At 57.2% G+C, this 12,945-nt stretch carries 14 protein-coding genes; 10 read left to right on the top strand and 4 right to left on the bottom strand.

The features are described from left to right. Window positions 1–26: 26 nt before the first annotated feature. From prfA to kdsA, 5 genes are read left to right on the top strand one after another with little or no spacing between them, the layout of a single operon-like run. A complete protein-coding gene (gene prfA / locus LRM19_RS08345) occupies window positions 27–1,109 on the top strand; it encodes a peptide chain release factor 1 (RefSeq protein WP_021240360.1) in 1,083 nt (360 codons plus the stop codon). Continuing rightward, window positions 1,109–1,939, top strand: a complete 831-nt coding sequence (prmC, locus tag LRM19_RS08340) for a peptide chain release factor N(5)-glutamine methyltransferase (protein WP_271368195.1) — start codon at window positions 1,109–1,111, stop codon at window positions 1,937–1,939. The genes prfA and prmC overlap by 1 nt, the downstream gene beginning before the upstream one ends. Continuing rightward, on the top strand, window positions 1,936–2,328 hold the full coding sequence (gene sirB2 / locus LRM19_RS08335; RefSeq protein ID WP_111965916.1) for an invasion regulator SirB2: 393 nt from the start codon (window positions 1,936–1,938) through the stop codon (window positions 2,326–2,328). The genes prmC and sirB2 overlap by 4 nt, the downstream gene beginning before the upstream one ends. A 3-nt stretch (window positions 2,329–2,331) precedes the next feature. Further along, window positions 2,332–3,141, top strand: coding sequence for an invasion regulator SirB1 (gene sirB1 / locus LRM19_RS08330; protein ID WP_024907069.1), 810 nt, complete (start codon window positions 2,332–2,334; stop codon window positions 3,139–3,141). A gap of 36 nt (window positions 3,142–3,177) precedes the next feature. After that, window positions 3,178–4,032 (top strand): 3-deoxy-8-phosphooctulonate synthase, encoded by an 855-nt coding sequence (gene kdsA, locus LRM19_RS08325; RefSeq protein ID WP_104950756.1) that lies wholly within the window; start codon window positions 3,178–3,180, stop codon window positions 4,030–4,032. Window positions 4,033–4,123: 91 nt separating this feature from the next. Here kdsA and chaA read toward each other — a convergent pair whose 3' ends face one another. Then, entirely contained in the window at window positions 4,124–5,224 is a 1,101-nt protein-coding gene (gene chaA / locus LRM19_RS08320; protein WP_039024239.1) for a sodium-potassium/proton antiporter ChaA, read from the bottom strand. 270 nt (window positions 5,225–5,494) lie between these two features. Between chaA and chaB the strand changes: the two genes are divergently transcribed. Both chaB and LRM19_RS08310 read left to right on the top strand, forming a co-directional pair. Continuing rightward, window positions 5,495–5,725 (top strand): putative cation transport regulator ChaB, encoded by a 231-nt coding sequence (gene chaB, locus LRM19_RS08315; RefSeq protein WP_271368191.1) that lies wholly within the window; start codon window positions 5,495–5,497, stop codon window positions 5,723–5,725. 177 nt (window positions 5,726–5,902) lie between these two features. Beyond that, window positions 5,903–6,598 (top strand): gamma-glutamylcyclotransferase, encoded by a 696-nt coding sequence (locus LRM19_RS08310; protein ID WP_061097960.1) that lies wholly within the window; start codon window positions 5,903–5,905, stop codon window positions 6,596–6,598. 30 nt (window positions 6,599–6,628) lie between these two features. On the opposite strand, the gene LRM19_RS08305 is transcribed toward LRM19_RS08310, so the two are convergent. The 3 genes from LRM19_RS08305 to LRM19_RS08295 all read right to left on the bottom strand — a co-directional run bounded on the left by LRM19_RS08305 (window position 6,629) and on the right by LRM19_RS08295 (window position 9,324). Then, window positions 6,629–6,868 (bottom strand): DUF1883 domain-containing protein, encoded by a 240-nt coding sequence (locus tag LRM19_RS08305; RefSeq protein WP_111965917.1) that lies wholly within the window; start codon window positions 6,866–6,868, stop codon window positions 6,629–6,631. Between the two features lie 211 nt (window positions 6,869–7,079). Further along, the gene (locus tag LRM19_RS08300) at window positions 7,080–8,864 is read right to left on the bottom strand and encodes a methyl-accepting chemotaxis protein (RefSeq protein WP_271368189.1); all 1,785 of its coding nucleotides are present in this window, start codon (window positions 8,862–8,864) and stop codon (window positions 7,080–7,082) included. Between the two features lie 106 nt (window positions 8,865–8,970). Then, complete coding sequence (locus LRM19_RS08295) at window positions 8,971–9,324, bottom strand: DsrE/DsrF/TusD sulfur relay family protein (RefSeq protein WP_271368187.1); 354 nt, start codon at window positions 9,322–9,324, stop codon at window positions 8,971–8,973. Window positions 9,325–9,396: 72 nt separating this feature from the next. Here LRM19_RS08295 and nasR point away from each other — a divergent pair, with 72 nt between their 5' ends. The 3 genes from nasR (at window position 9,397) to ntrB (ending at window position 12,937) form a co-directional block, all read left to right on the top strand. After that, window positions 9,397–10,581: a nitrate regulatory protein NasR gene (gene nasR / locus LRM19_RS08290; protein WP_271368186.1), complete on the top strand. Its 1,185-nt coding sequence runs from the start codon at window positions 9,397–9,399 to the stop codon at window positions 10,579–10,581. 227 nt (window positions 10,582–10,808) lie between these two features. After that, entirely contained in the window at window positions 10,809–12,056 is a 1,248-nt protein-coding gene (locus LRM19_RS08285) for a CmpA/NrtA family ABC transporter substrate-binding protein (protein WP_223579138.1), read from the top strand. A gap of 2 nt (window positions 12,057–12,058) precedes the next feature. Continuing rightward, entirely contained in the window at window positions 12,059–12,937 is an 879-nt protein-coding gene (gene ntrB / locus LRM19_RS08280; RefSeq protein WP_271368184.1) for a nitrate ABC transporter permease, read from the top strand. Window positions 12,938–12,945: the final 8 nt, after the last annotated feature.

The following is a 12,945-nucleotide window of genomic DNA, read 5'->3' as shown; positions in this document are numbered from 1 at the left end:
TTCTAAGACAAGGTGCACTTACGCCTATGAAGCCTTCTATCGTCGCTAAACTGGAAGCTCTGCACGAGCGCCATGAAGAAGTACAGGCGCTGCTCGGGGATGCCGGGACCATTGCGGACCAGGAACGTTTTCGCGCGCTTTCACGTGAATACGCGCAGTTAAGTGATGTTTCTAAATGCTTTACCGACTGGCGACAGGTTCAGGAAGATATCGAAACCGCGCAGATGATGCTCGACGATCCTGAAATGCGCGAGATGGCGCAGGAAGAGCTGCAGGATGCGAAAGCGCGTTCTGAAGAGATGGAGCAGCAGCTTCAGGTACTTCTCCTGCCGAAAGATCCGGACGATGAGCGTAACGCCTTTGTGGAAGTTCGCGCCGGTACCGGCGGTGACGAAGCGGCGCTGTTTGCCGGGGATCTGTTCCGCATGTACAGCCGCTACGCCGAGTCGCGTCGCTGGCGCGTGGAGATCATGAGCGCCAACGAAGGCGAACACGGTGGCTATAAAGAGGTTATCGCCAAGATCAGCGGCGACGGCGTGTATGGACGTCTCAAGTTTGAATCCGGCGGTCACCGCGTGCAGCGCGTACCGGCCACCGAATCTCAGGGCCGCATTCACACCTCCGCCTGTACGGTGGCGGTGATGCCGGAGCTGCCGGAAGCGGAACTGCCGGACATCAATCCGGCGGACCTGCGTATTGATACTTTCCGCTCCTCTGGCGCGGGCGGTCAGCACGTTAACACCACCGATTCCGCCATTCGTATTACCCACCTGCCAACCGGTATAGTTGTCGAATGTCAGGACGAGCGTTCCCAGCATAAAAACAAAGCCAAAGCGTTGTCGGTGCTGGGCGCGCGTATCCACGCGGCCGAAATGGCGAAACGCCAGCAGGCGGAAGCATCCACGCGTCGTAACCTGCTGGGCAGCGGCGATCGCAGCGACCGAAACCGCACCTACAACTTCCCGCAGGGGCGCGTAACCGACCACCGCATCAACCTGACGCTGTACCGTCTGGACGAGGTGATGGAAGGCAAGCTGGACATGCTGATTGAGCCTATCGTGCAGGAATACCAGGCCGACCAGCTGGCGGCACTGTCCGAGCAGGAATAATGGATTTTCAGCGCTGGTTACGTGAGGCTGCCGGTGAGCTTTCCGAAAGTGAAAGCCCTAAACGCGATGCCGAAATTTTGCTTGAGCATGTGACGGGTAAAGCCCGCACGTACCTGCTGGCCTTCGGCGAAACTGAACTGACCGCGGAACAGGAAGCACAGCTCGCCGCGCTGCTTGCCCGCCGTAAAACCGGCGAGCCGGTGGCGCATCTTGTCGGCGAGCGCGAGTTCTGGTCGTTACCGCTGTACGTTTCGGCGGCAACGCTGATCCCGCGTCCGGACACCGAGTGTCTGGTTGAGCAGGCGCTGGCGCGTTTACCTGCGGAGGCCTGCAGCATTCTCGATCTCGGTACAGGCACCGGGGCCATCGCGCTGGCGCTCGCCAGCGAGCGGCCGGACTGCACCGTTACGGCGGTGGACGTGATGCCTGATGCGGTCGCGCTGGCGCAGCGTAACGTGGAACGTCTCGGGCTCAGCAACGTAACAGTGCTGCAAAGCAGCTGGTTTGCCGCGCTTGAGAATCGTTCATTTGCGATGATTGTCAGCAATCCTCCCTACATCGACGAACATGATCCGCACCTTGCGCAGGGAGATGTTCGCTTTGAACCGCTCACGGCGCTGGTTGCTGCCAACGCGGGATTAGCCGATCTTGATCACATTGTGACAACGTCACGACAACATTTACTTCCCGGTGGCTGGCTGCTCGTGGAGCATGGCTGGACGCAGGGGGAAGCCGTGCGAGCGCTGTTTATGCAAGCAGGCTACGCCGCTGTTGAAACCTGCCGCGACTACGGCGGCAACGAGCGCCTGACGCTGGGGCAGTGGTTATGAGCCTGTTTACCGTACTTATTACCGTCCACTTGATTTCCGTTGCGCTGACCATCACCTTTTTCATCGTCCGTTACTGGTGGCGCTACAGCAACAATCCGCTGATGGATGCCCGCTGGGTGCGTATCGCGCCACACTGTATTGACACGGTGTTGCTCCTCTCCGGTGCCGGGCTTATGTGGAAGACCGGCTATCTGCCATTTACTGATAAAGGCGCATGGCTGACTGAAAAGCTGTTTGGCGTTATCATCTACATCGTTTTGGGTTTTATCGCGCTTGGGCGTCGTCGTCCGCGCAGCCAGCAGGTCGGGTTTATCGCCTTTCTGCTGGGTCTGGTGGTGCTGTACATCATCATTAAACTCGCCACCACAAGAATACCGTTACTGGGGTAAGTCATGAGGTCCTTAGCCGATTTCGAATTTAATAAAGTGCCGCTTTGCGATGGCATGATCCTGATTTCAGAGATGATTCGCGACGATTTTACGTCGCAGTTTGTCTACGATGAGCTGGAGAATCTGGTCAGCCTGGCGCGTGAAGAGATTAATCAGGCTCGCCCGCAAGACTGGCAATTAGAGAAGCTGCTGGAGCTTTTCTACGGCGAATGGGGTTTCTGCGACACGCGGGGCGTGTATCGCCTGTCTGACGCATTATGGCTGGACCAGGTCTTAAAAAATCGTCAGGGCAGCGCCGTGGCGCTGGGCTCTATTTTGCTGTGGGTCGCGCACCGTCTGGATATTCCGCTGGTCCCGGTCATTTTCCCGACGCAGATGATCCTGCGTGCTGAGTGGCTGGACGGCGAAATGTGGCTCATTAATCCTTTCAACGGCGACACGCTGGATGAACATACGCTGGACGTATGGCTGAAAGGCAATATTAGCCCGGTTGCTGAACTCTTCAACGAAGATCTCGACGAGGCGGATAACGCAGAGGTCATTCGTAAGCTGCTGGACACGCTAAAGTCCGCGTTAATGGAAGAGCGTCAGATGGAGCTGGCGTTGCGCGCCAGTGAAGTACTGCTGCAGTTCAACCCGGAAGATCCGTACGAAATCCGCGACCGAGGGCTGATTTATGCCCAGCTCGACTGCGAGCACGTGGCGCTGAACGATCTGAGCTATTTCGTCGAGCAATGCCCGGAAGACCCTATTAGCGAAATGATTCGTGCGCAGATCAACGCGATCTCGCACAAACAAATTACACTGCATTAATCTTAATTCCGATTCACACCTGAATAAGGCGATCCTATGAAACAAAAAGTGGTTAGCATTGGTGATATCAAGGTAGCAAACGATCTGCCGTTCGTACTGTTTGGCGGCATGAACGTGCTGGAATCCCGCGATCTCGCCATGCGTATCTGCGAACACTACGTGACCGTGACCCAGAAGCTGGGCATCCCGTACGTGTTTAAAGCCTCTTTTGACAAAGCCAACCGCTCCTCCATCAACTCTTACCGTGGCCCGGGCCTGGAAGAGGGTATGAAAATTTTCCAGGAGCTGAAGCAGACCTTTGGCGTGAAAGTGATCACCGACGTGCATGAAGCCTCCCAGGCGCAGCCGGTGGCAGACGTGGTGGACGTGATTCAGCTCCCGGCATTCCTGGCTCGCCAGACCGACCTGGTGGCCGCGATGGCGAAAACCGGTGCCGTGATCAACGTGAAAAAACCACAGTTCGTCAGCCCGGGTCAGATGGGTAACATCGTCGATAAGTTTATCGAAGGTGGTAACGATCAGGTCATCCTGTGCGACCGTGGTGCAAACTTCGGTTACGACAACCTGGTCGTGGATATGCTGGGCTTCAGCGTAATGAAGAACGTCTCTAACCAGTCTCCGGTGATTTTCGACGTGACCCATGCCCTGCAGTGCCGCGACCCGTTTGGCGCCGCGTCCGGCGGCCGCCGTGCTCAGGTGACCGAACTGGCGCGCGCCGGTATGGCAACCGGTCTGGCTGGCCTGTTCATTGAAGCGCACCCGGATCCGGATAACGCAAAATGCGACGGTCCATCCGCGCTGCCGCTGGATAAGCTTGAGCCGTTCCTGAAACAGATCAAAGCGATTGACGATCTGGTGAAGAGCTTCGACGAGCTGGATACCAGCAAATAATAAAAAAACCCGCTTCGGCGGGTTTTTTTATGCCTCCCTCTCCCTGGCGGAGAGGGTTGGGGTGGGGGCATCAGCCCGCACCGGCCCACTCTTACGCAAATATCGTCATCAGATACGCAACAAACAACGCCATATGCGCCGCTCCGTTCAGCACGTTGGTGCGCCCGGTGGAGAACGAAATCTGGCACAGCAGCAATGATGCTACCATCACGATCATCTCCGGCGCACCCAGCGCAAACTGCAGCTCGTTACCGGTCATAAAGGCAATCAGCGTCACCACCGGTACGGTGAGTGAAATCGTCGCCAGCACGGAGCCGAAGAACAGGTTCATTGCGCGCTGCACCTGATTATTCAACACCGCTTTCAGCGCGCCCAGCCCTTCAGGGGACAGGATCAGCAGCGCCACCAGGAAGCCGGTAAACGCCACCGGCGCGTTCAGCTCGGTTAACAGCGTCTCCAGTGGGTTAGCGTTCATCTTGGTAACGGCAATCACCGCAATCAGATGCACGATCAGCCAAACCGTATGCCACGCGCTGCTGTGGGCCGACGGCTTACCGTGGTGCGGATCATCGTCGTCGCCGTCGTCTTCATGCTCATACACAAACAGGCTCTGGTGCGTTTTGGTCTGAATCAACAGGAACACGCCGTACATGGCGGCGGAAATCAGCGCGACCAGCAGCGCCTGACCGGTGGAGAAGTTTGCACCCGGCAGCGCCATCGGGAAGACCAGCACGATAATGGCAAGCGGGAAGAGGGCAATCAGATACTGTTTGATGCCAAACAGGTTCATATACTGGGTCGCGAATTTACGCCCACCCAGCAGCAGAGAGAAGCCCACCAGACCACCCGTCACAATCATAATGATCGAGTAAAGCGTATCGCGCATCAGCGTCGGCGCGGCATCGCCGGTCGCCATGAGCGCGGAAATCAGGCTAACTTCGAGAATAACAACGGAAAGGCTGAGAATTAAAGAACCGTACGGCTCGCCCAGACGGTGGGCCAGGACGTCCGCATGGCGAACGACGCTAAATGCGCTGGTTAAGATGCCGACCAGGGCAAGAATATTGATACCAACCACCACTGGCAGTGACTGACTGCTTCCCCAGAAGAGCAGCACAGCCAGTGCCAGAACCGGGAAAATGAGTGACGTCTCCTTGTGGCGGGTCTTTACCGCCTCGTGTGTTGCTGTCATGTGCTTCTCCATCAATGCAGGTGCTTGTAATTATAGATAGATTTTTAAGGGCATTAAACTAACAGATCTCTGTTAAATACCCTTTATTTTTTACTTAATTTTACCCTTTTCTTTGAAATTTGCGCCTGACCCATATAATTTACTTTATCTCTAAAATAGATTTTAAATAACAATAAATTAGAGTTTTAATCAATGCATAAATTAAGTCCGGGTGGCACTATGCTATATCGTCGTCCACACTTATCTCTTTAAGCAAAAGAGAGGTGAGTGATGCCATATAAAACGAAACGCGAATTACCCGATAACGTGCAAAACGTGCTGCCCGCTCACGCGCAGGATATCTATAAAGAGGCGTTTAACAGCGCCTGGGATCAATACAAAGACAAGAAAGATCGCCGGGATGATGCCAGCCGTGAAGAGACGGCCCACAAAGTCGCCTGGGCCGCCGTAAAACATGAATATGAAAAAGGAGACGACGATAAATGGCATAAAAAGAAATAGCCCTGAAATAATTCGCTGCCTTCATTTTGACTTTTCAGGCGGTTGAACTGCCGTTGTATTGCAACTGGTCCGCTAATTGCTTATCGTTATTTAACTGCTGGCAAAATGACCAGCACCTAAGGCCGGGAAGGCGAATTACAGATGTCGCAAGGAAGCATGCAGTGGCGGAGGTGGAAAGTGTTAACGCGTGATTTCTTAATGAAGGCAGATTGTAAGACGGCATTTGGTGCTATTGAGGAATCGCTTCTCTGGTCAGCTGAACAACGTGCGGCGTCGCTCGCTGCCACGCTTGCCTGCCGCCCGGATGATGGCCCGGTATGGATTTTTGGCTACGGCTCCCTGATGTGGAACCCGGCGCTCGAATTTGTCGAATCGGCAACGGGAACGCTGCCTGGCTGGCACCGCGCATTTTGCCTGCGTCTGACGGCCGGACGCGGCAGCGCGTGCCAGCCCGGGCGCATGCTTGCACTGAAAGAGGGCGGGCGCACCACTGGCGTGGCGTATCGCCTGCCGGATGCCACGCTGGAAGAGGAGCTTACGCTGCTCTGGAAGCGCGAGATGATCACCGGCTGCTACATGCCAAGCTGGTGCAAGCTGGAACTGGACGACGGACGCACCGTCAATGCGCTGGTGTTTATCATGGACCCCCGACATCCGCTGTATGAAGCGGATACCCGCACGCAGGTGATTGCTCCGTTAATTGCCGCCGCCAGCGGACCGCTGGGTACCAACGCGCAGTATCTCTTCTCCCTCGATCAGGAGTTGACCCGCCTCGGCATGCAGGACGATTGTCTGAATGAACTGGTGGTGAAGGTGAAGGCGTTGCTGGAAGGGAACCCGCTCAACGGCACGCTGCGACCGGGTTTTGCCTGATATTACGCCCGGCTTGCCGGGCGTTTAATATTATGCTGCCACGTAGCTGATGGAATGCTCCAGAGACTGACTGTGGCTGTCAATCAGCACATCCCATGTGCCGGTGTAGGGCACTGTAAGCCAGGCCTTATCATCCTGTACGGTGAGAATATCCGCCTGGGACTGTTTTTGTGCTTTCGAACTCATCAAATGAATACGACAGCGTTCTGAGCAACGCACCACCACCGTATCCCCGCCAAACAGCTTCAAACTTGTTTTTACCAGTGCCATTTTTTACCCCGTAGTCTTAAACAACGCTCTCCCTGCAGCCATATCCGAGCGTGATGTTGTTCACAATTCACTCATGGCATAACACCAAAGGGGAGGGGGTGAGATGCTGATTTTGATCAAAAAATGGCATAACGATTAAACAAAAATGACAAAATTCCTCAAAATTTCAGCTGGCGCGCGTTTTACCCGCTAAACGCGCGCCGCCAGAAAATTAAATGCGGAAATGACCGGCTGTTTCAGCAAGGTCGCCCGCCTGGCTCTGCAGGGCACCCGCAGCGGCGGCGGATTGCACGACCAGCTCGGCGTTCTGCTGAACCATTCTGTCGAGATGGGTCACCGCGTGGTTGATCTCATGAATCCCTTTCATCTGCTCGCTGGTGGCGATGGAAATTTCGCGCATAATGCCGGAGACGCTGCCGATGCTGGAGCGGATCTCATCCATGCTTTCCCCGGCCAGATGCACGTAGCGGGAGCCGGTCGCCACGCTGTCGGTGGTGGAGTCAATCAGGGATTTGATCTCTTTCGCCGCCTGGGCGCTGCGGCTCGCCAGGTTACGCACTTCGCCTGCCACCACGGCAAACCCGCGTCCCTGCTCACCCGCACGCGCCGCCTCGACGGAGGCGTTCAGCGCCAGAATGTTGGTCTGGAACGCGATGCCGTCAATCACGCTGGTGATATCGCCAATTTTAGCCGACGCGACTTCGATGGACTGCATGGTGCTGATCGCCTGGGATACCACCTCGCCGCCGCGCGCAGCGGCCGCGGAGGCCTTGCTCGCTTGGTCATTCGCTTCTGCCGCCGATTCGTTCGACTGGGTCACGGAGGCGGTGATCTGCTCCACGGCGCTGGCCGTCTCGCGCAGGCTGGATGCGGCCTGCTCGGTACGTCCGGAAAGATCCTGGTTACCCGCCGCAATCTCCTGAGCGGCGTTTTTCACCGACTCGCTGGCATCACGGAGCTGCACCATCACCACCGACAGCTTATCGCTGAAGGCGTTAAAGGCCTGCGCAATCTGCGCAACCTCGTCCTCGCCGTTGTCCGGCAGGCGCTGGGACAGATCGTTAGTCCCGTTAGCAATGTTGTGCATCGCGTCGCGAATGTCTGACAAACGCTTGAGCAGGCGGGCAATCAGGAAATGCACAATGGCCGCGCTCAGCAGTGCCAGGATCACCAGCGAAATCGCCGAGGCTTTAAGCAGGGAACGCATGCCGGAGGTGGCATCACCGTTGTCGAGCGCGACGACTAACAGCCAGTTTGTACCCGGCACGGCTGTCGCCACGAAGGTTTTTTCAGCGTCGTTCAGCGTTCCGTCGACGAGGTTACCGCTTTTCAGTGCAGCAAAATCAATGCCTTTGATCGTCTCAGCGAATGGTTTAAGCGTGAGCGCCGGATCGTTAGCGGCAATCACGCTGCCGTCACTGTTCAGAAGCAACCCGCTGCTGGCCGGTGTTGGATGGATCCCGCGCACGTTAGCCACCACGCTGTCCATCGCCACATCGCCCGCCACCACCGCTTTCAGCGTACCATTCTCTTTTACCGGCACGGCGAAGGTTACCACCAGTTTGCCGGTCCCCGCGTCAACGTAGGGCGCGGTGACGACCGGACCGTCCGTGCTGACCACCTGCTGATACCACGGGCGGATAGTCGGGTCATAGTCCGCCGGGACACCCGCCGGTTCAGAGAATTTCGCCGTTTTGCTGGCGTAGCCAACATAAACGTTGGTGAAGCCACCCGCCTGCGCAAGCTGTTTAAACACCGGTACCGGATCGTCACTCAGCGCAACGGTCTGCGCTGAGGCGATCACCGCCATCTTGCTTTTTACCCAGTCGGCAATCGCCATGTTATGGCTGGCGCTGGTGCTGGTCAGAATATCGCGCTGGGACTGCTGGTTATCCTGGCGCGTGACCTGGAAGTTAATAACGGTATTAAGGAGAAGTGCGACGACCAGACAGCCTGCCGTCGTCGCGATGATGCGTGCACGAATCGATCTGAACATAAGTGAAATACCTGCTGTGTTGTTTCCATGCCTATCGGCATCCCCGCAGGTAAACTTGATGCTGAAACCGCGTCCATAAGAAAATAATATTTTTACGGGTTTATTATTAAAAAGCTAATACTTTATCCGCGGACAGCGTCCACTCGGCCAGCTCAACCAGCGTACCAATCTCTACGCCATCAATCAGCGGCAGACCGGTAATACCGCGGCCGTCGGTACAGGTCTTGCACAGCTTCACCGGCACGTTTTGCGCGGTCAGGATCTCCAGCATCTGCTGAATGTTATAGCCTTCTGCCGGTTTTTGTCCCTTCAGCCCCGCGGTGACCGCGTCCGACATTAAAAAGAGTCGTAACGCGAGGTCACTCTCTTTTTCACGCAGCGCAATCGCCAGGCGCAGGCTATTAAAAAGGGATTCGCTGCCGTAGGCCGCACCGTTGGCGACGATCACAATCTTTTGCATGTTGACTCCTGTTCTTATAAAGGCACGAATATTGCTTAGCTTTCCCGAGTTTCGCTGTTCCGGAGAGAAAGCATGACATTAATGGCTGGCATTTCGCCAGGCGCTGCCGAATGGCTCGAGCGCGCAAAGATGATGCGCCGGGAGCAGCTCAGCAAGCTGGCACAGCTTGGCGAGCTTGTGCACGGCATTAGCCAACTGGTGCACATGTTACAGTGCGAGCGTGGGGCGTCCAACGTCTGGCTCTGCTCACAGGGTAAGCTTTACGCCCCCGAATGCAAAGCCAGCCGGGCGCTGGTGGATGAAAACCTCGCTGCACTTTATGTGATTCTTGAAAAACAGTCGCCGATCCCGGGAAGTACGGTCTGTGAACGCATCGGCGGCGCGCTCCTGAGCCTGGATATGCTTTCCGCGCTGCGCGACGGTGTGATTCAGCAAACGGTAACGGCACCACAGGCGATGGAACACTACTCCCGCATGCTTCGCCATCTGCTCAGTATCGTACCGCAGCTTAATGACAGCATTGACGATCCGCAAATAGCCGGGCGTTTTGTCGCCCTGTATAGCCTGATGCAGGGGAAAGAGCTGGCGGGACAGGAGCGGGCGCTGGGGGCGATTGGCTTCACGCAGGGTTTTTTCGATGATGTGACTCGCCAGAGGCTGGTTGACCGCATCGACGGGCAGCAGGCCTGCTTTGAAATCTTTCTCTCGCACAGCCACGCTGAGGTACAGGCCACCTTTGCCTTAAACTGCCAGCCCGATCGTGAAACGGAGCAGCTACGAAGGGTGGCCTGCACCCGCCAGCCCGCCGCCGATAACGGCCATACCGCACTGGCCTGGTTTGCTCTGCAAACCGCGCGCCTTGAGCATCTGCGCGCGCTGGAGGAGACGCTCATCGCCGATCTGATGACGGCGGTGGACGAGCGTATTTACCGTAACGATGAGTACGTGCCTCCCGCCGATGAGCAGGACGATCCGCTGATACAGTACCCGGAAAAACCGTTGCTCACCCTGGTGCGCCAGCAGGCGCGCGAGATAGAACAGCTCTCGCGCCAGCTGGCGTCGCTGCGCGATACGCTTGAAGAGCGCAAAGTCATAGATAAAGCGAAAAGCGTTTTGATGACCCACCAGAATATGAGTGAGGAACAGGCCTGGACGGCGCTGCGCAAAATGGCGATGGATAAGAACCAAAGGATGGTGGATATCGCCCGCGCGCTGCTCATGGTGAAGAATTTGTGGCAGGTAATACCAAAGGAGTAGCTGCACGGTCAGCGGGCATTTTGTGCCTGATTGAGGTGCGTAAAACTGAGGGTAAAGCGGAATACACCGCAAAAACCGCGTGTTAAAACCTGGCATTCGCTTTGCATTATCAGATTAACCATTTTTGACGATGCGCCAACGGCGGTGCATTCGTCTTCGGGATAAAGGCGTCCACTGGTGCTTCGGCATCGTGGGCGCTTTTTTTTGGTTTTTATTCAGGAGTGGTCATGGCGGATTTGTCGAGACGGCGTTTTTTGCAGGCCAGCATGCTGGCGAGTGGAGCAATGCTGTTACCGGGTATCATGCAGGCCGCATGGGCGGCAGGCTCGGATAAACCGGAGCAGGAAACAGTGCGCATCGGGTTTATCCCGCTGACCGACTGCGCGCCCGTGGTTATCGCGGCGCTGAAAGGCTTTGATAAAAAATACGGCATTACCATCGTGCCCACCAAAGAGGCGAGCTGGGCGGCGGTGCGCGACAAGCTGGTGGCGGGCGAGCTTGATGCCGCGCACATTCTCTACGGCCTGCTGTACGGCCTGGAGCTGGGCATTGCCGGCAAGCCGCAGCAGATGGCAAACCTGATGACGCTTAATCAGAACGGCCAGGCGATTACGCTTTCCAGCGATCTGGCGGAGAAGGGCGTTCGAGACCTTGACGGGCTGAAAAAGCTAATTGGTCAGCAGGCGCCCGGCACCTACACCTTCGCGCACACCTTCCCGACCGGGACGCACGCCATGTGGCTCTACTACTGGCTGGCCAGCGCGGGCATTAACCCCTTTGACGACGTGCGCACGGTGGTGGTGCCGCCGCCGCAGATGGTGATGAACATGCGCATTGGCAACATGGTCGGCTTTTGCGTCGGCGAGCCGTGGAACGCGCGGGCGATTAACGACCGCATCGGCTTTACCGCCGCGACGTCACAGTCTGTCTGGGCCGACCATCCGGAAAAAATCCTCGGCACGCGTCGCGACTGGGTGGAGAAAAACCCGCACACCGCGCGGGCGCTGGTCAGCGCGGTGCTGGAGGCCGCACGCTGGATCGAAGCCTCCCCGGAAAACAAGCGCGAGACCGCGCGGATCCTCTCCCGCCGGGCGTGGCTCAACTGCAAGGAACAGTTTCTCACCGGGCGAATGCTCGGCGAGTACGACAACGGCCTGGGCCAGCGCTGGCAGGACGCGCACCCGATCCGTTTCTTCAACGAGGGGGCCGTCAGCTACCCATATCTCTCCGACGGTATGTGGTTCTTAACCCAGTTCCGCCGCTGGGGCTTGCTCAAAACCGCGCCGGACTACGCGGGTATTGCACAGCGCATTAACCAGACCGCTGTCTGGCAGGATGCCGCCACGGCGGTGGGGGGCATCACCACACCGACTTCACCATTACGCAGCAGCACATTGATGGACGGCACCGTCTGGAACGGTACCGACCCGGAAGGATACGCCAGCCGTTTCGCCATTCATCGTAAAGGGGCCTGATTATGCAGCATCTGCAAAAGACGAAATCACCAGATACGCCAGAGAGTGGGGAGGTGATTGTCCTCCCTCCGGTGCAGGTTCGTCGCCGTACGCCGACGTTTGCGCGTCGGATTAACGCGATCATTCAACGCATCATTCCGGCGTTACTCGGTCTGGGACTGCTGGTCGTGCTGTGGCAGCTGGCGGCGATTAACAGCAAAGGTTTCCCGACGCCGCTCAGCACGCTCGATTCCGCCATTACTCTGTTTGCCGATCCGTTTTATCGCGACGGGCCTAACGATATGGGCATCGGCTGGAACGTGCTCGCCTCATTACAGCGCGTGGCGGTGGGCTTTGGCCTGGCCGCGTTCGCCGGGATCCCGCTCGGCTTCCTGATTGGCCGCTTCACCTTTTTTTCGCGCATGTTCGGCCCGCTGATCGCGCTGTTACGCCCGGTTAGCCCGCTGGCCTGGCTGCCCATCGGCCTGCTGCTGTTCCAGAAAGCGGAGCCCGCGTCGAGCTGGACCATTTTTATCTGCTCTATCTGGCCGATGGTGATCAACACCGCCGAAGGCGTGCGCCGCATTCCGCAGGACTACCTCAACGTTGCCCGGGTGCTGCAGCTTTCCGAGTGGACCATCCTGCGCCGCATTCTCTTCCCGGCGGTGCTGCCCGCGGTGCTGACCGGGGTGCGCCTCTCCATCGGCATCGCCTGGCTGGTGATTGTCGCCGCCGAGATGCTGACCGGAGGGCTGGGGATCGGCTTCTGGATCTGGAACGAGTGGAACAACCTCAACGTCGAAAACATTCTCATCGCCATCGTCATCATTGGCGTGGTCGGGCTGCTGCTGGAGCAGGGGCTGATGCTGATCGCCCGGCGCTTTAGCTGGCAGGAAAAATAAGGAGCGAA

This window comes from Enterobacter sp. PI-10 (assembly GCF_027947695.1).
In the GTDB taxonomy this organism is placed as follows: Bacteria; Pseudomonadota; Gammaproteobacteria; order Enterobacterales; family Enterobacteriaceae; genus Enterobacter; species Enterobacter vonholyi.
This window is presented reverse-complemented; position numbering and strand designations above follow the sequence as displayed.

Bases quoted from the DNA above. Each gene is read 5' to 3' on its own strand.
- prfA (WP_021240360.1), top strand. From the start codon at position 27: ATGAAGCCTTCTATCGTCGCTAAACTGGAAGCTCTGCACGAGCGCCAT.
- sirB1 (WP_024907069.1), top strand. From the start codon at position 2,332: ATGAGGTCCTTAGCCGATTTCGAATTTAATAAAGTGCCGCTTTGCGAT.
- LRM19_RS08285 (WP_223579138.1), top strand. From the start codon at position 10,809: ATGGCGGATTTGTCGAGACGGCGTTTTTTGCAGGCCAGCATGCTGGCG.
- LRM19_RS08300 (WP_271368189.1), bottom strand. From the start codon at position 8,864: ATGTTCAGATCGATTCGTGCACGCATCATCGCGACGACGGCAGGCTGT.
- nasR (WP_271368186.1), top strand. From the start codon at position 9,397: ATGACATTAATGGCTGGCATTTCGCCAGGCGCTGCCGAATGGCTCGAG.
- LRM19_RS08305 (WP_111965917.1), bottom strand. From the start codon at position 6,868: ATGGCACTGGTAAAAACAAGTTTGAAGCTGTTTGGCGGGGATACGGTG.
- LRM19_RS08295 (WP_271368187.1), bottom strand. From the start codon at position 9,324: ATGCAAAAGATTGTGATCGTCGCCAACGGTGCGGCCTACGGCAGCGAA.
- chaA (WP_039024239.1), bottom strand. From the start codon at position 5,224: ATGACAGCAACACACGAGGCGGTAAAGACCCGCCACAAGGAGACGTCA.
- chaB (WP_271368191.1), top strand. From the start codon at position 5,495: ATGCCATATAAAACGAAACGCGAATTACCCGATAACGTGCAAAACGTG.
- kdsA (WP_104950756.1), top strand. From the start codon at position 3,178: ATGAAACAAAAAGTGGTTAGCATTGGTGATATCAAGGTAGCAAACGAT.
- prmC (WP_271368195.1), top strand. From the start codon at position 1,109: ATGGATTTTCAGCGCTGGTTACGTGAGGCTGCCGGTGAGCTTTCCGAA.
- ntrB (WP_271368184.1), top strand. From the start codon at position 12,059: ATGCAGCATCTGCAAAAGACGAAATCACCAGATACGCCAGAGAGTGGG.
- sirB2 (WP_111965916.1), top strand. From the start codon at position 1,936: ATGAGCCTGTTTACCGTACTTATTACCGTCCACTTGATTTCCGTTGCG.